The organism is Alteromonas lipotrueiana, from assembly GCF_019249245.1.
Taxonomy (GTDB): Bacteria; Pseudomonadota; Gammaproteobacteria; order Enterobacterales; family Alteromonadaceae; genus Alteromonas; species Alteromonas lipotrueiana.
On the sequence record NZ_JAESDK010000001.1, the window covers coordinates 257,486 to 279,396 of the forward strand.

19 protein-coding genes are annotated in these 21,911 nt (G+C 45.0%); 2 read left to right on the forward strand and 17 right to left on the reverse strand.

Features of this window, described 5'->3' with window-relative positions:
- Nucleotides 1-319: 319 nt before the first annotated feature.
- Nucleotides 320-2,122: a copper resistance system multicopper oxidase gene (locus tag JK130_RS01135; protein WP_218352359.1), complete on the forward strand. Its 1,803-nt coding sequence runs from the start codon at nucleotides 320-322 to the stop codon at nucleotides 2,120-2,122.
- A gap of 10 nt (nucleotides 2,123-2,132) precedes the next feature.
- Nucleotides 2,133-2,879 carry a copper resistance protein B gene (locus tag JK130_RS01140; protein WP_218352360.1) on the forward strand — a complete coding sequence of 249 codons (747 nt, stop codon included), beginning with the start codon at nucleotides 2,133-2,135 and terminating at the stop codon, nucleotides 2,877-2,879.
- 103 nt (nucleotides 2,880-2,982) lie between these two features.
- On the opposite strand, the gene JK130_RS01145 is transcribed toward JK130_RS01140, so the two are convergent.
- The 17 genes from JK130_RS01145 to JK130_RS01225 form a co-directional block, all read right to left on the reverse strand.
- Nucleotides 2,983-3,141 (reverse strand): hypothetical protein, encoded by a 159-nt coding sequence (locus JK130_RS01145; protein ID WP_218352361.1) that lies wholly within the window; start codon nucleotides 3,139-3,141, stop codon nucleotides 2,983-2,985.
- A gap of 57 nt (nucleotides 3,142-3,198) precedes the next feature.
- Nucleotides 3,199-3,930, reverse strand: coding sequence for a MauE/DoxX family redox-associated membrane protein (locus tag JK130_RS01150; RefSeq protein ID WP_218352362.1), 732 nt, complete (start codon nucleotides 3,928-3,930; stop codon nucleotides 3,199-3,201).
- Between the two features lie 14 nt (nucleotides 3,931-3,944).
- Nucleotides 3,945-4,454 (reverse strand): DUF305 domain-containing protein, encoded by a 510-nt coding sequence (locus JK130_RS01155; protein ID WP_218352363.1) that lies wholly within the window; start codon nucleotides 4,452-4,454, stop codon nucleotides 3,945-3,947.
- Nucleotides 4,455-4,949: 495 nt separating this feature from the next.
- Complete coding sequence (merA, locus tag JK130_RS01160; RefSeq protein WP_218352364.1) at nucleotides 4,950-6,431, reverse strand: mercury(II) reductase; 1,482 nt, start codon at nucleotides 6,429-6,431, stop codon at nucleotides 4,950-4,952.
- Complete coding sequence (gene merP / locus JK130_RS01165) at nucleotides 6,431-6,718, reverse strand: mercury resistance system periplasmic binding protein MerP (RefSeq protein WP_218352365.1); 288 nt, start codon at nucleotides 6,716-6,718, stop codon at nucleotides 6,431-6,433. The genes merA and merP overlap by 1 nt, the downstream gene beginning before the upstream one ends.
- Before the next feature lie 45 nt (nucleotides 6,719-6,763).
- The gene (locus tag JK130_RS01170) at nucleotides 6,764-7,111 is read right to left on the reverse strand and encodes a mercuric transporter MerT family protein (RefSeq protein WP_218352366.1); all 348 of its coding nucleotides are present in this window, start codon (nucleotides 7,109-7,111) and stop codon (nucleotides 6,764-6,766) included.
- 136 nt (nucleotides 7,112-7,247) lie between these two features.
- The gene (merR, locus tag JK130_RS01175; protein WP_218352489.1) at nucleotides 7,248-7,634 is read right to left on the reverse strand and encodes a mercury resistance transcriptional regulator MerR; all 387 of its coding nucleotides are present in this window, start codon (nucleotides 7,632-7,634) and stop codon (nucleotides 7,248-7,250) included.
- A 109-nt stretch (nucleotides 7,635-7,743) separates the two neighbouring features.
- Nucleotides 7,744-8,280, reverse strand: a complete 537-nt coding sequence (locus JK130_RS01180) for a hypothetical protein (RefSeq protein WP_218352367.1) — start codon at nucleotides 8,278-8,280, stop codon at nucleotides 7,744-7,746.
- A gap of 43 nt (nucleotides 8,281-8,323) precedes the next feature.
- The gene (locus tag JK130_RS01185) at nucleotides 8,324-9,019 is read right to left on the reverse strand and encodes a HupE/UreJ family protein (protein WP_218352368.1); all 696 of its coding nucleotides are present in this window, start codon (nucleotides 9,017-9,019) and stop codon (nucleotides 8,324-8,326) included.
- On the reverse strand, nucleotides 9,012-12,170 hold the full coding sequence (locus JK130_RS01190; protein WP_218352369.1) for an efflux RND transporter permease subunit: 3,159 nt from the start codon (nucleotides 12,168-12,170) through the stop codon (nucleotides 9,012-9,014). The genes JK130_RS01185 and JK130_RS01190 overlap by 8 nt, the downstream gene beginning before the upstream one ends.
- Before the next feature lie 11 nt (nucleotides 12,171-12,181).
- On the reverse strand, nucleotides 12,182-13,429 hold the full coding sequence (locus JK130_RS01195; protein WP_218352370.1) for an efflux RND transporter periplasmic adaptor subunit: 1,248 nt from the start codon (nucleotides 13,427-13,429) through the stop codon (nucleotides 12,182-12,184).
- 8 nt (nucleotides 13,430-13,437) lie between these two features.
- The gene (locus JK130_RS01200) at nucleotides 13,438-14,727 is read right to left on the reverse strand and encodes a TolC family protein (protein WP_218352371.1); all 1,290 of its coding nucleotides are present in this window, start codon (nucleotides 14,725-14,727) and stop codon (nucleotides 13,438-13,440) included.
- Nucleotides 14,728-14,731: 4 nt separating this feature from the next.
- Nucleotides 14,732-15,736, reverse strand: a complete 1,005-nt coding sequence (locus JK130_RS01205; protein ID WP_218352372.1) for a M56 family metallopeptidase — start codon at nucleotides 15,734-15,736, stop codon at nucleotides 14,732-14,734.
- 5 nt (nucleotides 15,737-15,741) lie between these two features.
- Nucleotides 15,742-16,122 carry a BlaI/MecI/CopY family transcriptional regulator gene (locus JK130_RS01210; protein WP_218352373.1) on the reverse strand — a complete coding sequence of 127 codons (381 nt, stop codon included), beginning with the start codon at nucleotides 16,120-16,122 and terminating at the stop codon, nucleotides 15,742-15,744.
- Nucleotides 16,123-17,466: 1,344 nt separating this feature from the next.
- Nucleotides 17,467-18,462, reverse strand: coding sequence for a glycosyltransferase family 2 protein (locus tag JK130_RS01215; protein WP_218352374.1), 996 nt, complete (start codon nucleotides 18,460-18,462; stop codon nucleotides 17,467-17,469).
- Nucleotides 18,463-18,804: 342 nt separating this feature from the next.
- Nucleotides 18,805-19,815 (reverse strand): glycosyltransferase family protein, encoded by a 1,011-nt coding sequence (locus JK130_RS01220; protein WP_218352375.1) that lies wholly within the window; start codon nucleotides 19,813-19,815, stop codon nucleotides 18,805-18,807.
- Nucleotides 19,816-19,865: 50 nt separating this feature from the next.
- Entirely contained in the window at nucleotides 19,866-21,851 is a 1,986-nt protein-coding gene (locus tag JK130_RS01225) for a glycosyltransferase family 2 protein (protein WP_218352376.1), read from the reverse strand.
- Nucleotides 21,852-21,911 lie beyond the last annotated feature (60 nt).

Sequence of the window (21,911 nt, forward strand, 5' to 3'; positions counted from 1 at the left end):
ATCTCATCCAGATTGCTGCGAAAAGATATGCAAATGCAAAGCAGTATCGTGTCATGCCGTGTTTGCTATGGTCTCCTCATATCAAACGCTTACCGCTCAGGCATTTAACGAGCTCAGCGTATTCACAGAACATCGCGTTGCAAAACGTTTCGTTGCGCCTTTATTCAGACCTCCGATTGCCCCTCTACACAGCTAATATAAATACGTTAAAAGATTTTATTTAAATATAGCCATATTTCATTGAGAAGTGGTGCTGCTTATATTTATCAGCGCCCTGCATATCGGTGAATTGGGATGTGAATTGTGGAGGAACCTTGCTATGCACGATATTGCTCAAGGTAGAAGAAAGTTTGTATTAGGTGCGTTAGGGGTGGGTGCTGCCGCTGCGCTTTCTCGTATAGCGCCAGTTTGGGCGGCGCCTCAGGGCCGCAATTTTAAAGATCAGGTGCTTACCAGCGACGTCATACATTTAGACATTGCTAACGCCCGCATGCCTATTGGCCACAAGTTGGGTAATGCAATTGCAATCAACGGGCAAATGCCGGGCCCACTAATAAGGCTACGCGAAGGTCAGCGTGCAAACTTGCATGTCTCCAATCAATTAAACGAAGATACGTCTATTCACTGGCACGGAATTTTACTTCCTGAAAATATGGATGGGGTTCCGGGTGTTTCGTTTGCCGGTATTAAACCGGGTGAGACATTCAAATACGCATTTGATGTAGAGCAATACGGCACTTACTGGTATCACAGTCATTCAGGGGTACAGGAACAGCGCGGGCACTTAGGCCCCTTGGTTATTGAACCTAAAGATGGGGATATAGGCGCAGACCGCGAACATACTATTGTGCTTAGTGACTGGACATTTGCAGATCCACACGATGTTTTAAGAAAACTGAAAGTGGCCGAGGGTTATTACAACTATCAAAAACGCACAATATTCGACACGCTCGATGACGTGAGTGAACAGGGGCTGGCAAAAACCTGGAAACAACGTGAAATGTGGGGGGACATGCGCATGAGCCCCAGAGATATTGCTGATGTAACCGGCAGTACCTATACCTACCTTATGAATGGTCGGACGCCGGATGATAACTGGCAGGCGCTATTCTCGCCGGGTGAAAAAGTCAGGCTGCGTATTATCAATGGATCTGCCATGACCTTTTTCGACTTCCGAATTCCTGGATTAGAAATGACCGTAGTTGCTGCCGATGGTCAGCCTGTAAAGCCCGTTAAAATTGACGAATTTCGCATTGGTGTAGCAGAAGTTTACGATGTTATTGTTGAGCCTAAATCTGCCAAACCCTTTACTTTTTTTGCTGAAAGTTTTGATAGAAGTGGTTTTGCCCGCGGTACCCTTACCCCGCAACTTGGAATGTCAGCCCCTATTCCGGCTCGCCGCGAAATGACCGAACGCGGTATGGCTGCAATGGGTATGGGTAGCATGAAGATGAATGACAATTCAAGTGGTATGAACATGAGCTCTGACACACAGGGCAGCATGCAGAACATGGATAAAATGTCAGGCTCAGGTCATCAAAGTAAAGCTTCCGCGCATTCCCACGCAAACGCAGAAAGCGGTGCCTTGCCTGTAGAAAACATCACGATTGAGCATGATGATGACCACCATGGAGCCGGGGCGGCAATGATTGCTAAAAATCCTCAGTCCAGACTTGATGAACCAGGTATAGGTCTTGAAGATGCTCCCCGGCGCGTTCTTGTCTATACCGATTTAGAAGGTGCGCATCCCTGGCCAGATGAACGAGAACCTTCCCGACAAATTGAGCTGCATTTAACCGGCAATATGGAACGTTATATGTGGTCTTTTGACGGAGTAAAATTCAATGAAGTCGATGGGCCCGTTAACTTTAAATTTGGAGAGCGTTTACGACTTGTCATGGTGAACGACACCATGATGGACCATCCGATTCATTTGCACGGAATGTGGATGGAGCTTGAAAATGGCAATTATCCTCGTCCACGTAAGCACACTATTAATTTGAAACCAAGTGAAAAAGTGTCGCTACTGATTACCGCTGATGCACCTGGTAACTGGGCATTTCATTGCCATCTACTTTATCACATGGAAGCCGGTATGTTTCGTGTGGTCAATGTGTCGTAAGGAGCAAATTATGAAAAATATCAACAAAAGTATTTTGCTTGTGGGCACACTAAGTTGCTTCAGTACACAAGCTCAGGTTAAACCCGAATGGCCTTCCCCCGTGCCTGAAATTATCACCGGTCAGGTATTTTTTGACCGGCTTGAATTAACTCGTACTAACGCCCGGGAAAATCGGGCAGTATGGGATATGCAGGCGTGGTATGGAAGCGACTATCATCGCGCAGTATTTAAAAGCGAAGGGGAAAATACTCAAAATGACGGTAAGCCCACCGATCTTGAAAGAGCTGAACTTCTGTATGGGTATCTAGTTTCACCATTCTGGTCTTTCCAAGTTGGCGCTGGTGTAAAAGGAGAATTATCCTCAGAAAGTAATTTAGAAGAATACGCTGTATTTAGTTTTTCAGGATTGGCACCCTACTGGTTTGAAATGGAAAATTCATTAAGGATAAACAAAGAAGGTGATATTCAATTTGTGGGCGAAGCTGAATATGAGTGGCTGCTATCGCAAACCTCTTATTTACAACCAAGAATTGAATTAGTTGCCAATATAACCGACTCTGAAAAATACGATCGAGAAAGTGGCTTTAGCGATATAAGAATAGGGCTAAGATATCGGCAGGAAATTGCAAGAGAATTCGCCCCTTACATTGGAGTTTACTGGAGCGAATCTTTAGGAAACAAAAGGGATAAATTAAAAAGACTCGGTGAAGATACATCAGAAAAAGGAATAGTCATTGGCGCCAGACTTTGGTTTTGAATTAACTATTCACAGAACACATTAATAGTTTTTTAGAAAAAAAACAAATAAAAAAAGGCCGGCAATAACTTGCCGGCCTTTTTTATAGAATGAGAAAAAGGTACTACTTTTTGCCTTCAAGGCTACTCAAAATATCTTTGAAGCTTTGTTTATTCTCATCTTTACTGTCGGCTTTATTACAGCCCCCTTGCGTCTGATTTTGCTCAGTTTTAGGCTGAGTAGTAAGAGAGTTTGTAGAAAAAAAGTTTGAATCTAATTGCATAATGTCACCGTTTTGTTCACTCAATTTCTCTACAAAAAGCAGAATTTATGCCACCCTCTACCAGAACAACATAATCAACGCCCCTACTATCATAAACAGGTTCTCTGACAGTGAGATAAAGCCTAAGGGCACGTTGCTGTCGCCACCTACACAGGCACATTTCAATTCTCGCTTGTCTATGTACACGGCTTTAATCACCGATACCGCCCCCACCGTACCGATAAATAACGAGAAAGGTGCAACGATAAGCGCGGGCAATTGTGCCACCATACCAATACCGACATAAGCTTCGACAAACGGGTAAATATACCCGTATCGAACCCATTTCATTGCCAACAAATCGTAAGTAATGAAAGAGTTGGTAAAGCTATATAGGTCCTGAAGTTTCTGAACCGCTAACAGCGTCATAGAAAACGCTATAAATAGCATCAATGTTCGAATAGAGAAAAAGTCCCCTGATACAAACCATTGAAGTGCAAGTGTTAATAGCGCGGCTACCGAGAATATAGCGATAACCGGTGTATAGGTAGTGCCTTGCTGGCCAGCTTCATCTTTATCAAAAAACTCACGCAGCTCGTCGTAGCCACCCACGCGCTTATTATCTATAAAGGTTTGTGGAGTTGTTTCAACATCATGCTTTTCTTTAAACCGGTCAGCTTCTTCCCGAGACGTTAGTTTATGGTCTTCAATATCGTACCCTTCTCTTTTTAACAGGTCGACAGAGCGCAGACCATACGGACAAATATGCTCATCGGTAACCATCCGATAAATGATTGCTTTCTTGCTCATGAGATATGCTCCTGTTATAGCTTGCCTTTAAAGTCAGGAATGGGGCGATTTGCAGCCTCTGCAGCAGTTTTGGCCTTACCATTTTTTTCGATATCGTCAATCAGCCATTTCATTTCTTTAATTTCTTTGCGTTGCGCCTTAATAATGCCATTTGCTAATTCTCTGGTGCGTTTGTCTTCAATATTCGAACGCTCACTGGTAAGAATCGCGATCGAATGGTGCGGAATCATGGCTTTCATGTAAGAAGTATCTGATACGGTGGTTTGCGACCGGACCAGGAATACGCCTAAAATGAATATGATAAATGCGCCGACAAAAATGCTGACATTTAGCTTTTTGTTACTATACATACCCAACATAAATGCCAACATAATAATGGCCATAACAGCGCCCATGTAAATGGCCATATAGGTTCTGGTTTCACTAAAAAAGACATGTGACATGGCATATGTGTTTAAATACATCAATCCGAACATCGCGATTGTCGATGTTGCAATCATTGCAAAGAACTTTGAATATTTCATACTCAGACCCTCAAACAAACATTAAAAAATATGGTTAAAAAACTTTTTACCTCTCATGTGGATTATAAGTTCAAAAAACATTACACAAAATTAATCTTATACCGAAAATGCTTAAGATTATCGCTCGTTTATTTAAAATAGCTATAACAATAGAAAAGCCCGACTATCAAATTAATACACCATACAAAAATTAACGTCCTAAAATACCTTGCTAAAATCATGAAGGTAAAGTTAGAAAGAAGATGAAAATGCTATCTGAAGATTAGAGCAACACTAACTGAACTGATATAAAATAAGAAAAGTTTTTTGTGAAAATACGTCATCAGTATATAATGTAGAGCCGAAAAGTATTATCTGTAATGCGTGAAGATTTTACAAAGTTATCGCGATAAAACGTTCAGGTTAGCGCTGTAAGTACGTTAAGCATCAGATCTAAGGCTGCTTCGCGGTTGCTAAGGCAGCCTAATAGAGTTAATCCCGTAGAGCAGATAATGGTTAACCCGCGCAGCAGGAAAGATTTTTTATATCTTTGTTAAATGTCTGGGCGCACAACTTCAACGCTTCAACCATAGTCAGATATGGAAACAACATGCTGGCGAGCTCTTCTACTGTCATCGAATTTGCGATTGCCAATGCTGCGCTTTGTACTATTTCGCCGCCTTCATGAGCCAGTATTTGTGCGCCTAATAACTTGCCAGATGTCGTTTCAGCCACCAGCTTAATAAACCCCTGGGTGTTAAAGTTAGCTAACGCTCTAGGCACATTTTCCATAGCTAGCACCCGACTGGTAACATCGTACCCTTTCGCCTCAGCTTGCTTTTCAGTTAAACCAACAGTCGCTATTTGCGGGTCGGTGAAAATAACCGCTGGCATAGTGGTTAAATCCAACTTAGCCGGGGTGCCGGTCATATTCAAAGCCGCTTTAGTTCCGGCGGCGGCCGCAACATAAACAAACTGTGGGATAGTGGTACAGTCCCCAGCAGCATAGATATGTTTGACCGAGCTCTGCAGTTGGTCATTAACCAAAATCGTACCACTTTTATCTGTTTCTACGCCTGCGGCCTGTAAATCTAATTCTGAGGTGTTTGCCCGGCGCCCTGTAGCAATCAACAGTTGTTGTACTTCCAGCGTGTGGTCATCAGTAATCAGTGTAAATAGATTGTCATTATAAGAAACCTTGTGTGCCTGAGTATATTCAAGCACCCGAATGCCTTCTTCTTTAAAGCATTCAGTAAGCTCTTCACCCAGAAGAGAGTCTTCTGAGTACAAAAGTGTGTGGCGAGCAAGGATGGTCACTTTACTACCCAAACGCGCATAGGCCTGGGCTATTTCCACTGCCACGGCTGACGAACCGATAACTGCCAGCGACTGTGGAACCGCCTCATAAAAAATGGCTTTTGTAGATGTCCAGAAAGGAGTGTCATTAAGACCTTCGATATCAGGTATGGTCGGGGTCGAGCCGGTAGCTACCATTATTTTGTCGGGGTTAAGTGTTTGCTGCGAACCATCTGGCTTATCAATAAACAGCGTTCGTGCATCTTTAAAGCACGCGCTACCTCGAATTAAGGTAATAGCCGGATTTCGGTCAAGAATTGACTGATATTTTGCTTCTCTCAATTCATCTACCCGAGTGTTTATTTGTTGTGACAGTAGACTCCTCTGAATCTCTGGCTGCATATTTGTAATTCCATCAAACGGATTTGCGCGCTGATGCTGCATAAGCTGAGTTGCCCGAATCAGTATTTTTGATGGCACACAACCCACATTTACACAGGTGCCCCCCACGTGCTCTGCTTTTTCAATGAGGGTAACACTTGCTCCGCTTTCCGCGGCTTTTATGGCGCAGGCAAAGGCTGCTGAGCCGCTGCCTATTATCGCAATATGCAGCGAGGAAGAATCATTTTGATTAACAGAATTTGCACACGCATGACCCTCATCAGTATCTTTAGCAGCATCATAAGTACGTTTTGATGACATTATTTTACTCCTGGACGATGAGCTAAGGTAGAGGGGTAGCCAGCATTTTTGGTCGCTGCCATTAATGCTTCAATTTCGGTATATTCGTCGTCAAAGGTGACTTTTGCCACTTTGGGTTTATAGGTAACTTCGACAGAATGTACACCCTGTACATTATCTAAAGATTTTTTTACGGTTAGCGGACAAGTAGCGCAATTCATCGAAGGTACGTTTAGCTCTACGGCCTGCATTTTTGCCATTATATTCGCACTGAAAAGCAGGGTTAACAGACACACGCGCTTTTTCATAACATCCTCGCTTATTTACTTGGTAGTGTAAGGGGAAACATAAAATCAGACCAGCCGCACCAGCCAGTACTGACTGGTGATCAGCACAGCCACGATGGCAGTTGTTATCCAAAATAGTGCTTTGCGACGGCGCATAGTTTTGGGCTGGGCGCACCTGCTATCTGCTTCGCAAACTTCTTCTTTTTGATAAACAGACCAACCCGCATAACTTAGTAACAAAACGGTGATAAGTATAAAAAACGGTTGATAAGGTGCGAAGACGGTAAGAGTACTTATCCATGAGCCACTGACACCCAGTAGCAACAGGACTAAAGGCCCTGCACAACAAAGACTAGCGCCAATAGCAGCGCTAATCGCACTTAACATAGAAAGCGCAGATTTGTTCGTGTTCATATTCTTTCTCATCGTAGCCTGATGACGAGAATATAAACTATGTACCAAGGTACGGAGTCAAGCAGGGTTTACGATAGTTTTTTGAAGTAAAGAAAACAGGGATGTAATTGATTGTCTGGGGTTATCAAAAAAGGTTCTAAAGCAGCAGGGTATTAATGATAGGACAGGAGTCGCTCTCGTTATTACTCTGACATTGGACAATGTGCGCAGACAGTGCGGTTTCTAATTGTTGTAAGCCTGCCAACCTGGCTTTTACTTCAGCCAGTTTTTGTTTGGCCAGCTGCTCAACTTTATGACAAGGACTGTCACTTAAGGTAAGCAACTCCCCAATTTCACTGAGTGTAAACCCCAATGTTTGAGCTCGCTTAATAAAATGTATCCGAGCAATAGTAGCTTCTGGGTAAACACGATACCCGGTTGAAGGCGCCGATGGCTTATCAATCAGCCCTTTTCGCTCATAAAAGCGAATGGTCTCAACATTCACGTTTAATTGTTTTGCCACCTTGCTAATCGTCTTCATAATAACTTTTCCGTTGATTTAATAGCGTCGTCAAGGGCTCCGAAATTCGTACACTATATTACTCTTAAGCAATAAAACCGAAGCCCCCTTGTGGCGCTAAACCATAGTAGACTTACTTTTTCAGCCCAATAACTTCATAGTTCCCTGCTACGGTGAGTGTCACAGTGATTTCTTTGTCTGTGTTGTTTCTCCAGTACCAGCCGTGAGAACCAGCAAACGGTGTGGTAAAACTGCCTTCCATTTTAGCGGCGGTGGTAATTGCGTAGCTTTCAAAGTAGCCTGACGTATCGCCTTCAGGTTCACCATGAAGGTCAAAATAAAGGGCTTCGCCCTGGGTTTGCCATTCATAGGTCATTTTGGCGTATTGCGGCATAAAAAACTTATACTCTACGCCTCGTCCTGAAGGCACAACCACTGCTATTGTTTGTTCGTTGTCGGAGATTTCCCCGCTCTTAATTAACGTTTCGCCGTCCGCTGATGGCGGCTCATTCGTTTGCGCTAATGTAGTTAGTCCCAGACTTTCGCCGGCGCCGGTCATATCGATATTATACTCGGCCGGTAAGATAAACATTATCAACGCCACGATTGCTACCACTAGTGCGGCACACGTTGCTTTTATCAGGGTTTTGCTGCTGACTGTATGGGGCATAACTCTCTCTGTTTTTTATTAATACGAAGAAAAATCTGGCTATTTATAACAACACGAAGCCCGTAAGCTGGTAACCTATAAGCATAAATCCGGCGCTCATTAGCAAGGTGTTGGTAGCTACCGCGAACCGCTCAAAGGTAGCTGACTTACGCCATGCATTAATAATAAGTAAAATAATCGCTAACGCAGCAAATTGACCTACTTCTACCCCCAGGTTAAACGCAATTAAGTTGGTTATCAGGCCTTCGCTGGGTAATTCGAAATCTTGCAGTTTTGTCGCCAGCCCTAAACCGTGGAATAATCCAAATATCAGCACAGCCCATTGTGTGTTTGGATGACAGTTAAACCAACGTCTGAATCCGCCCAGGTTATCAAAGCCTTTATAGACCACCGATAGCCCAATTATGGCATCAATTAAATAGGCGTTAACCTGAAGATCGCTTAATACCCCCAGTAACAGAGTGATGCTATGGCCAAGGGTAAATAGAGTAACGTAAAGTAAAATGTCTTTGCTGCGGTATAAAAAGAACACAACGCCGCCCAAAAAAAGCAAATGATCGTAGCCGGTGAGCATATGTTTGGCCCCGATGTACAAAAACGGGGCAAACTGTATGCCTTCATTGTGTTCCAAAAAAGTGCGTGTATTGTCATCAACACCGTGCGCGAAGCTTTCTAAGCTAACCATTACCAGTATTGCAATAAGCAAGCAACGACTTACACTGATCAACTGACTAGACATTTGAAGAACCTGAAATTGTAGATTTGCTCACATTATCTTCCTTTTCTTTATGTAAAACCCGATAAAGCGCAGGTATAACAAACAGAGTCAGTAACGTCGAGGAAATGATTCCGCCGATAACAACGGTAGCCAAAGGCCGCTGTACTTCAGACCCTATCCCGGTATTAAGCGCCATAGGGATAAAACCTAACGAGGCAACCAGCGCAGTGGTCAATACTGGCCTAAGTCTGGTCAGGGCCCCATCAAAAATCGCCTCGCTTAAGGTAGCCCCTTTGTTCCGTAATTCTCGGATAAAAGAAACCATAACCAGGCCATTCAATATCGCGATGCCAGACAAAGCAATAAAACCAACCGCCGCCGATATTGAAAATGGGATGTCTCTTATTAGTAAAAAGGCGATCCCACCCGTCAACGCCAACGGCACCCCTGTAAATATGATCATTGCATCTTTAAAGGAACTTAAGGCCAGGATAAGCAAGCCAATAATCATAATTAACGTTACCGGAACAACAATACTTAACCGTTTTGAGGCTGATTGAAGCTTCTGATAAGTTCCCCCGTATTCAATCCAGTAACCCGCAGGAACTTTAACTTTAGTTTCAATAGCTTGTTTGATATCAGCAACAAAACCGCCTAAATCCCGACCTCGCACATTTGCCGTTACCACGACTCGGCGTTTACCATTTTCCCGGTTAATCTGATTAGCTCCTGAGACGAGTTCAAGGGTTACCAACTCCTGAAGAGGAACACTGCGGCCATTGGAAAGATGAATCGGTAAGTATGCTAATGCGTCTACGTCTTGCCTTTGCGACTCACCCAGTCTCACTACAATATCAGAGCGTATATCACCTTCATAAAACTTACTTGCTACTGTTCCTCCCATAGCAGTGGCAACCTGAGATTGTAGATCGGCAGTACTGATATTGTACTGCATAAGTTTTTGTCGCTTAGGAAGTATGTTTAGCATCGGTAAGCCGGTCGTCTGTTCAACCTGAACATCTGCAATACCGTCGATATCTACAATTGCAGAATTGACTTCTGCTCCCAATTTAGTCAAAGCATCAAAATCATCCCCGAATACTTTTATAGCCAGTTCAGCACGTACTCCGGCCAGTAATTCGTTGAAACGCATTTGAATAGGTTGTAAAAATTCATATCGATTTCCAGGTACTGGTTTCACCAGAGCAGCCAGTTCTTCTACAATTTGAGCCTTGGGTTTATCCGGATCGGGCCATTGATTACGATTTTTGAGAATAATAAAGTTGTCTGCCACACTCGGAGGTACCGCATCGGTGGCAACGTCTGCTGTGCCTATTTTGGCAAAAACTCGCTCCACCTCGGGCATCATTTTAATTTTTTCTTCTAACGTTTCCTGTAACGCGATAGCCTGACTCAACGACGTTCCTGGAATCCGTAACGCATGCATAGCGATATCACCTTCATCCAAATTTGGCGCAAATTCGCTACCCAGTTTTGTGGCTTGGTAGCCAAAAAATACAACTAACCCCGTAGCGGCACCCAGTACCACCCAGCGAAATTTTAATACCCACCCTAAAGCAGGACGATACACGCATAGAGCGCCCCGAATAATTAAACTCTGCTTTTCCCGAACTGGTTTTTTAAACAGAAGAGCGATAGTGGCAGGCACGAAAGTTATAGATAGTATCATTGCACTCAATAATGCTATCACCACTGTAGTCGCCATTGGGTGAAACATTTTTCCTTCAACACCCTCTAAAGCAAAAATCGGAAGGTACACAGCTGTAATTATAAATACCCCAAACATCGCAGGTCTGATAACTTCTCGCGTCGCTTCGAAGACCAATCCCATCCGTTCGTTTAATGGCAGTACTGAGCTTTTACTTGGTTCATTATTGGCAGCCTGACTTAGACGTCTCAAGCAGTTTTCCACAATAATAATAGCTCCATCGACTAATAAACCAAAATCTAGCGCACCCAGACTCATCAGGTTTGCACTTACGCGGGTTCCTACCATTCCGGTTATTGTCATTAACATTGCAAAAGGTATAACTAATGCGGTTAAGAAGGCTGCCCGAAAATTACCTAATAGCAAAAACAAAACAACTATTACAAGGATAGCGCCTTCCGCTAAGTTTTTCTGAACTGTTGTCAGGGTCTTATCTACTAGCTTGGTTCTGTCATATACAGCAGTTGCGCTAATACCAGCGGGTAGTGTTTTGTTTATTTCTTTGAGCTTTTCGCCAACAGCCTGAGCAACAGTGCGACTATTTTGGCCAATGAGCATAAATACGGTGCTCATCACAACTTCGCGGCCATTTTGCGTGGCCGCACCGTTACGCAAACCCTGGCCATTCTTTATTTCTGCAACATCTTTGATGTACAGAGCCGATGCCTGGTTGGATTTTACAGGAATGTTACCAATCGCCTCAGTATCTTCAGCCTGGCCCGGAATTCTGAGTAACCACTGAGCGCCGTTTTGCTCAATAAACCCTGCACCCCGGTTTTGATTATTCTCTGTTATAGCTTTAACTACATCAGCCTGAGTCAGATTATGGGCTAATAGCTTTTTGGGTTTAAACGCTACTAAAATTTCTCGTTCGTACCCACCAATTGGGTTCACTTCCACTACACCTTCAACACGCATAAGTTGTGGTCTGATTGTCCAGTCATGCACAGTGCGCAGATCGGTTGGTGTGATAGGTGTTCCGTCACCATACTTCGCACCCGGCTTCGCATCTACAGTAAACATGAATATTTCGCCAAGGCCGGTTGCGATAGGACCCAGTGATGGAGTGACCTGATTAGGAAGTTCAGAACGAACCGAAGACAGCCGCTCGTTGACAAGTTGTCGTGCAAAATAAACATCTGTGTCGTCACTAAAAATAGCCACGACTTGTGATAAACCGTAACGCGAGACAGAACGCGTATAAGTTAGACCAGGTAAACCGGCCAAAGCAGTTTCCAATGGAAAAGTGACCCTCTGCTCAACTTCTAACGGGGTATAACCGGGCGCCTCGGTATTAATCATTACCTGTACGTTGGTGATATCAGGAACTGCATCTATCGGAAGCTTAGTATAGTTCCATAGCCCTAGCCCAGCTAATGCAAGTACTAGTGCAAGCACAAGATAATTCCGCTTTATCGAGAAGCGTAGAATCGACTCCAACATGATTTACACTCCTAATGATCGTGTGATGCGCCAGACTTTTCGATGTCGGCTTTAAGAATATAGCTATTTTCGGTGACATACTCAGTACCGGGCGTCAGTCCCCCTAATACCTCCACCCATTTTTCACCTTGTCTTCCCAGCGTCAACATTCGTACTTCATATTGCTCATTAACCTTAGCGTAAACCACCGTGAAATCTCTAAACCCTTGAAGACCCACCCGTTTAACGGCTAAAGGAACATCAATAGTGGCGGTTTTGATATCAGCTGTAACAAAGCTTCCCGCCGATAGCTGACGCTTGCTATTGGAAACTTTCACCCAAGCAATCTTTGCTTGATCTTCACGTACCTGTGGCTGAATAAAAGACACTTCACCCTGAATCACGCCTTTTCTTCCCTCAACTTTAAGGGTCGCAGTAGCTCCAGGCTTGACGCTCTGATGGTCGCTGGGGAAGATAGCAAGCTTAGCCATATAGAAGCTTGTATCCGCTATTTTTAATAGGGTTCGGTCTGAGGTTTGCTCACCTATATTGGCAAACTGACCAATTATTGTTCCGTTTGAAGGTGCTGTAACTTCGTATTTGTTTAAGCTTTCATTGCTTTCGATGGTAAGTAAAGTTTGTCCCTTCTGTACTTCGTCTCCCAATTCCGCATGAATAGTGATTAGTTCACCTTCGAACCGGGCCGATATATTGTGTACCGCTGAAGGAGGCAAAGTTAGCTCACCAAAAACAGGAATACTTTGCGTTAATACTGCAGCTCCTGCAATTTCTGTTTTAATTCCCATTGCGTTCGCAACATTTTGTTCGATTGAGGTTCGCCCTTCAAAATTTTCGTATTCCCAGATATAAGTCTCATCTTTGTACTTTGCGGTGACTGTAACCAAGAAGGAATGCGGTTCATAAATTTCCATATCCCCACGTAGAAAGTCACTTTGAGCTGTAAAGTTGATGTTATCCACTCCTTCACCAAGTCGGGTGAGTTTAACAGTCAAATCTACTGAAGCAGGCGGTACGGGATTGCCATTTTGCGTTACCCACACCCTAAATTCAGGCGGTACTCCAGCTTCAAAAATTGATAGCTCTAACGCAAGGTTGTCTTTTCGTAACATACGTCCCCCATGTGCTCCTTTTTCAGGGTTAGTAGTCACATTTTCGCTGGCAGCGATGGCGAACGGCGAAGTGAAACTACCACTTAACCCCAAGCTTATATTCAGTAGAAGTGCCAGACTGATTGAAGAAAAGGCATTGCTAATTTTCATACAAAATCTCACTGTGTTATAGAGGTACCGGTCAGGCGTTGAATTTCAATATGTTGTAAGTGCAGGCTTTCAAACGCACTTAGCAACTTTGACTGCGCGTTCAATAGTTCACGTCGTACGCTGCTATACTGGTTGTAATTTAACTGACCACGTTCAAAGGCGACTTTTGACTCAGTAAGCGCGCTTTCTAGTGATGGAATAATATCGTTTCGAATTGTTTGAATAACATGTTCGGAGTGCTTCATTTCCTGAAGTAAAACATAGAGCTGAACATCAAGCTTTTTCAAAAGCCCCTCTTGTTCACGCGCCAATACCTGTTGCTCTGCACGCAATGCGGCAACCTTCCCAGCATTTTGGTTGTTGTCGCCCCAGGGGATAGCAACACTCGCCACAAAACCAAAATCATCGGTAGCTTCATATCGTCGTAAGCCCGCAGAAAATTGCCATTGAGGTTTTGCTTCAATACGAGCTAACTCAATACGGGATTGTGCCAAACGCTGAGCGTTGGCTAACCGTTTCACGCCAGGCGTTTGTTGTAACTTCGTTAGCTGCTTTGTTACAGAGGGAATAGCAGGTACTTCGAGTAAATTACCTGAGACAATAAAATTTGATGTACCGCCTTCGATTAATGCGGTGAGCCGGTAGTATAATCCATCCAATTGATGTTCCGTGTCCTCCATCGTCAGTTTACGATGGCTTAGCTCGACCTGAGCCAGTTGCTCTTCAGCAACTGAACCTTTGCCTGCTTTCACTCTTTTTGAAATAACATTTGTGACTTCAACAGCCTGTGTGACCGCAGCCTCATTTAGCTCCAAGCGCTCTTGGGCAACCAAAATGTTAATAAAGTTTTTAGCGACAATTGACGCCAGATCAAGCGCTTTAATTTGCTTGTCTAACGCTAATTGACTGGCTGCATTTTGAACACTTTTGACACGGGTATCGAGTTGCTCTTTTTGTAGTAACCATGAAAAGCTCATTGTCGATTGCATATTCTTTGTCGCACTATAGTCACCCGTTCCCATAGCATCTTCTAACATCAAGCTAACCTGAGGACGTATGCCTATTCCTGCTTGCTGTATTTTTCCTTTCCAAACGCTTTCTTCAGCCACCAACGCTTTCAAATCTGGATGGTTGTTCAACGTCATTGCTACAGCGTCTGACAAACTTATTACCCGAACCTCTTTTGAGGGCTCAACAGCGGTCGCTGGGAAAAAAAAGCTAGCACCCAGAAATACTGCAAAATACCGACTAGCAATCGGTTTTTTGAAGGTGCGAGTACTCAGAAAACGGATATCCATTCTTTTACCTTGTTTGGTGGGTGAAAACGGCTTCAATTGAATGATGAATGCTATCTACCGTCGATACCGCTAATATCGGTACAATTGCAAGTATCAATAAACTCAGGCCTGTAGCGATACCAGCGATAGCAAGACGTGATGGTGGCGTGGACGGGCATATAAGACGCTGAATCCGCATGCTTATCTGATCGTTGCCAAAGTAACTCGCCTGTCCAAATTTAGGGTCATCTGAAATAGAGTGCTGTACCCGGGCAACATTTATCAAAGTTTGGGCTACATCCAAGCAATCATAATGCTGCAAAACTGAATGGTCAGCGATTTCTTCAGTTAGCAAGATATAGTGATTAATTAGATTTCGGGCGGCTGCTCGAGGTAAAAACTGGGCAAAGCCACAAAAAATCATTTTAAACATAGGATCGCGTGAGCGCACATGCGCAGCCTCGTGCCTTACTATGATATCCAATTCTTGTTCGTTGACCTGTTTCTTCAGAGCGCTTGAAAAATAAATTTTTGGGTGTACCAATCCGGTGGTAAAAGCAAAAAGAGATGACGCATTTAAAAGATAATATCGATAATGACCTATACTTTCGCGGGTCTGAGGGTCAGACAAGTCAGTCAAACCTGCCATCGCTGAAGTATGTCGGTAATGAAAAAAGAGCATTTTTGTTGCTGACCAGACCAAATAGCCCAACGTACATAGCAAAGTAAGCCCGTGCCAACTAATAAGGTTAAAGGTATCTAGATGGTGCCAGTGGGCAAGACTACCCAGCCAGTCAAATGAAGACACGATAGACAAAGTTGACAAGAAAAATAGCATACTACATGCCGCCACCATCCATGGAGCGATAACGACCAGCCATAACGCTACTTTTCTCCATTTAAAGGTTAGGTTTCGCAAACGTAACAGGAGAAAATTTGTACTAAATACTAAAAATAACACACTGATAAGAAAGGCTAAAATACCAATGCTTAATAAATTTAGTGAGATAGCTAATTTTCCGGCAAACATGAATCTCAACTTTCCTTGCGCATTTGACGTTGAAGTTCAATCATTTTTTCAAGCCTATCGAGCTGTGAATCATTGAGCTTAGTAGAAGCGGAACTAAATGCTGCAATCAGACTGTGTTCACCCTCTTCAACAAAGTCGCTGGTGACATCAGTAATCAATTGGGCAATAAGGGCCTCGCGATCTACTTTAGCTCGATAGAAGTAGGCATGACTTTGTTTAGTCCGGCTTAAAAGGTTCTTTTTAAACAATCTATCGAGAGTACTTTGAATTGTATTAAGCGAGCCTTCACGAGCTTTCCCAAGAGCACTGTGGACTTGTTTCGCATCCGCTTGCTCAATATTCCATAGATAGTGCAAAACTTGTTTCTCTAATTCGCCTAGCTGCATCGCTTTTTTCTCTGACTGCCGTTATTGATATAGTTGCACAATAAAAACCGACAGGCAATCGGTTTTTATTGTGCAACTATATTTAAGCAGCTCTTCGAATATGGGTACCAACTACAATCATTGATCACCGCGTTTACTTGACGAAAAAAACTCTTTGAGGCGGTTTGCGGCACGCTGAAAGGGGCTAACTGCTGCAAAGCGACCAGTTTCCTGCTTAACTTATAACTGCTCTTTAGCAAACCGTTCTCATATCCTCGTATTCAAAGATCGAAAATAGTAGTCACCTCATATAGAGCTACGTTATGAACATATCACGCGCAAGACTCCTAGAGGCGAATTCTCCACACATCTAAATAAAAAAATATCAAAGATTGTATGGTCTGAGGCCTATATAGCCTCCCGCAGTGGCGAGCCGCTTGATAGAAAGATCATCTACAGCATCGCAAAGATCTAAAACTATTTCTCGACTTTCTTGCATCAAACGACTTCTCCTATGTCTCAGCAATTTCGATCACCGGCGCAACGATTGATAAAGAATTACTTCAACCTCGTAAAATCTCGACGCTTAACATGGAGTACTGCGCAAAGGATGATTAGCAGAGTACGACAGCTTTATATTTGGTATTACTTGCTAGGTGTCGGGCATCAACTGCCTTTTTAGTTAGAAAATAAACCCATCAAAAAAACAGAAAATCAGTACTGACGATCCCCTCTCGTTAGTTCCCTCCAAAAAAGATTTCGGAAGACGAATCTCTCAGTGGGTCAGTTTTACATTACCGGTGATAAGTGACTTAAAGATCTCAAAAAATTTAAACAAAAGGATTAAAAAACCTCGGGTTTACAACCGTTTAGTCAAAATTAACTTACCTTATTATTGCATACTAATGTCGCTCAGCACCCCACCTATGGCCTCTTTCTGAAATGTACCTATCGCGCAGGCTTACGATCTTTTGAGGTTGTCCAGATTGATGTCTGTGACGTAGTGAATCCCGATGAAGATAGGAAAAAAGTGTCTTACATACTGTTGTTGAAAGTTCTGCCGCATCTCGATTCTGTTTGATCGAGCAAGAGGCAGAGTCTAACGTCCAGGGCGCTGGCGGCAACACTTCGGCATTCCCAGGTGCCCGTGAAGCCAACAAACGCCTCAAGTACGGGTTGAACAGTACACCATTTGGATCTGAACTGATCGATTCTGAATCTAGATTGAGCTCATAAGGGAAAATATCGAGCCGTATTCGCAGTCGAAAGGAGTGGACTGGCGCACGCGATTTAAGTCGCCAGGGTGTATTTCAGGGATGCAGGTTTCTAGGCTGTATCTGCCGCACTGTGGTTGAGCTTTACGACTCAGCGTAGGTGGGAATGTTTCATGAGATTCAGACAATAATTTTTTGATACGAAAACAGCACTTAAGAGCAATTGAATCATAGCTTTACTACGTTTTCCGGGGTAAGAAATTGTTTCTATAAAAGTGCTAATAGCATTATTATAATCTTCTTGTTGCATATATCTTCTGCCAATATCATACAGTTTCGCGGACAGCGCATGCTTAACAACCATTGAGTATTCCGGATTGTCTCGGTTTTCTTCCAGATGGGTTTTGAGAACCTTGATACCACCAGTTTTCTGCATTAGAACATAAGCGTTAGCATCGGAGTTACCCTCATGCAAACTCAATATAGTATGGACGTCGTCAAAATAATACATGCCAAACTTTCGTGCTATGCGCAGCACAAAGTCGAAGTCCTGACACCTTTTGAATCTCACATCCCATTCACCTACGCTCTGCAATACTTTTCTGCTTACTACAACCGTTGACGGAAAGACTGGGTAACCTTTTAGTAATAGATCAAGAGCTTGCTGCTGAGAAAATTCGTAGAGTTTATCTACGCCAGAGACTGTGTTGGCTTTACTTAGAAAGCGTTCCCTGAACCAGGGGAAGAATGTACTATTTCTTACGGAGTATTCTGAAGGCGAAGCCCCCGGCCGTGCACGTCTCAGATCTGTAAACAGAAAATCAACTGTGGTTGCATTCAGCGCGCGCTCGACTTTTAGCAAGTGATCGTCAAGCCAACAATCATCAGAGTCCAGATAGGCAATGTAATCACCCACGGCTGCGTCAGTGCCAGTCTGTCTGGCCTTTGCGCTTCCCTGATTCTCCTGGACTATTAGTTTTACCTTGTCGCTGTAAGCAGATACGATGCTACTGGTAACATCAGAGGAACCATCATCAACGACAATGATCTCATCGACCGGGCGAAGTTGTTCACAAACACTATCCAAACATGGCCGGATAGTATTCGCTGCATTATATGCGGGAATCACAACAGTTATCTTTGCCATGGGAATTAAACTCCATTTATTATTGTAGGTCTTGCTGGCATTCCAACGAAATCTGTTGACCCATTTTTGCGTGCGAAATTTGAACGGACATCAGATTTAACAAGTAACATGGGTAAAGTGGATTGTAAAGTCACCCTCCCCACAGATTGAGCGCAATCTGGTGACTGGCTCGCCGCAAACCCATCAAGCTTTTCACCGAGCCTGACAACTGCGAACCCATTAGATACGCCGTGGTCCAGCAGACAGTTCATAGCTCGCTTCAGCACTCGCGAAAAATTTTTCAGTACCCTCCATCCTCCGTTAGCAGTGGCTGCGGACGTAGCTGCTGGAATGGGGCTTATCTCATCTCAGTTGCCAATAGGCTTTCATCACTTGCCAGCGTCGCTTCAGGTCCCCAGACCGGAGATGTTTCTCTATCAGCTTGGCATACTGGTGATTCGCATTCTTCGAAATATTCACAACTGCAGGTCCTTCAACATTGGGGGCCTCGAGTGCCTTGAATGCCTCCAGATGCTTGAGCACCTGGTCAGGGGACTTCGCAAACCAGCACCCGTCAAACGATTCGGAGTAAATTACGTATCTGCTGCGGGCAAGCGCATCCAGGACCATCCGTGGCATGCCATCGTGTTCAGTCACCCTTAGCAGCAGGCCTACCTGCGACCAAATACTTTGTAGGTCATCAACCCATCCAAGGCTATGGACGTTGGGGTAGTGTTTCAGAGCGTGGGATTCATCGGCGATGACGAAGAATTCGAGATCTGGATTTGCTTCTATGGCAGCAATCAGCGCTTCTTCGCCGTAGAACGCTCTGCGATTGGTCGGTAGATAAGTCAGGACACCTTTTGGCAGCCTTGCTGGAGAGGCATCTTGCAGCGCAGTGAAGTCACAAAATGACGGTACGTATTCGGCTTTTATTCCAATGTCGCGCAGTTCGGTGACCAGATGCGGCGAGACAGTAATATTAAGATCTACAGCCTTGTCGACTTGCCTGGCAACTCGCATAGTTTGCTCAGACTCCAGGCAGTTCAATACGTCTGAGCCCACCCACCACCGTACAACCATACAACCAAGCATTTTGGCACGATAGATTTGGCGTCGAAGATATCGGCCGTCGTAATTGAAATACCGAGTAAAAACGAAAGCCTGGCCGCGAAATGCCGAATTCAGCCATTGATAAGGATTATCTGTCATCGTCTGATCCGATGGGTAAACCTTGATGCCCAGACTTGTTAACTCGCGCGCCAGACCATACATGGGCTCCGAGCGGTCACGGGAGCCTGGCGAAAGGAACACTCGCCTGAGAGCGACAGGCTTCCCTGTTTCAGGATTTACTGATGTTTCTAATGCTTTCATTGTTTCCTTTACTTTCATATGAAGTCTGACTCTTGCCGGGAGTCTCCTATTCAGCCTTTGGCGGGAAGCAACCCAGCTATAAGTCGCCGCGCTTTCAATAAGCCAAAAGACCTCAGCAGCATATGGTGAACGGGCCTGGAAGTTGGCGCTAATAGCAGTGCTTGCAACGATAGACGTCTTGCAGTTTGTCGGTCGCTCCACTCATCTACCAGAGCGCGGCGTGCGGTGTCGATCAAAAAGAGATGAGCGACGCCCGCCAGGCGCATCTGTTTACCGTGCTTCTTGTAAAACTGTGCGCGTGCGTCGAGGTTTGCCTTGATGTTAAGCGAACGCCGCTCCTGGTTTTGCTTTGTGTCTGACTGCGCTCGGAAATCGTTGTAACGAACGAGGGGTGTACTAATGCATTCAATTTTGTAGTAGCGACACACGCGTAACCAGTAATCGTAGTCTTCAATGGCAGGAAGTGTCTCATCAAAGAAGCCGACGTTGGTGATGACATTGCGGCGCATGAGGGCACTGGCTGGCGCGCCATGAAGGATATTCCGGATCAACAGCTCCAGATACAGATCGCCGCGTGCAGAAGGCCTGTCCTTCACAGGACTACCCTCATCAAAGACGGTCTCGGTGCCCGTGTAAACAAGGCCGACCTCCTGCGATGCGTCCTTCAACAAATTGACCTGCAACTCCAGTTTTTGCGCAAACCACTCATCGTCGTCATCAAGAAAAGCAACGAACGGCGCTCGCGCTTCCCGCAAACCCCGGTTACGTGCAGCGGCGACACCCCTGTTTTCAGGCTGCCGAATATAGCGCAGTCGGGCATCCTCGAAGGCGGCTACCACCGAGGCAGGATCATCCTTCGAGCAGTCATCGATAATGAGGACTTCGAAGTCTTCGAATGTCTGTTGCAGAACACCGTCGAGTGTGCGGTGAAGAAGGTGCGCGCGATTGTAGACAGGAATAATAACACTAACTGCGGGGTGCTCGACTGAGGTTTCCCAACCGTTACTTTTTGCTTTGGGCAGGTTTTCCTGAGCCTCTAGCACCTGACTCCCAAGATCCAAGCCGAACCGGATCTCTTCTACCTGATCGCGCGGTGGAAGGGCGGCCGGTCTTGTCTGTGCAGGATTGCGCTGAAAGTCTGCAGCTCGCGTGGACACACGACTCCAGAACGGTGGCGCGTATTCATCGCCTTTCATCTGTGCGTAGTGGCACAAGCCTTCATAACGATGTGCTGCATTTGAAGAAAGCGACGCGAAAGCTCGTCTGATTGATTGGCGGTAAGGCTCAATACGACCGCTCTCCTCTAACATCCGGGCGATTTTTTCGATGACCTTGATTCTACCTTTAAGCCCGTCGTAGCTGAGTCGCTTGCCGCTCAAAGAAGTCTGGCCCTGGGGTAGCTTTCTGTAGTAAGCCGTTCCGGTCTCAGTTTCTGTCAACGCAATGCCGTGCACAAGCGCCCGCATAACCAGATCGCCGTCCTGATTCGATGTGACCTCCTCGTCCCAGCCGCCGATAAGGGTGAAGGCTTCTCGTGACCAAAGTACCGAGCAAGGCGGGTAATACCATCCTGTCAACCAGGCACTTAATGCATCCTGATCGGCTCTACGGGGGGCACAGGTTGCGGGAAGACTGAGCCACTTGCCGTCCTGCAATTCGATACGCCGCCAGGGACAGGCAGCAAGTGTTCCTGGATGTGCTGCGAGGGCCGCGGCGAGAGCTTCAAGAGCATCAGGCGCCAATACATCATCAGCGTCAAGAAACATGAGAGCATCGGCACGGGTGAGAGCAGCACCAATATTGCGAGTTCGGGGCGCATTGCCGGAGCGCTCCGAGTGCACTTTGACGATGTCGGGATAAGCGACTTCGAATCGACGCGCAATGGTAAGACTGTCGTCGGTGGACCCATCATCAACGACCACAATTTCGTTGGCGGGCCGGCTCTGGATGAGCACAGAGCCAAGGGTTTGAGCGAGATACTGCTCAGCGTTGAAGCAGGGTATGATGACGGCAATGCTGATATCCGTGCTCTTCATCTGGTCTCCTAAATTCATGGCATAACGTCTCTATGATTCCCCTGCGCTTGACACACTACT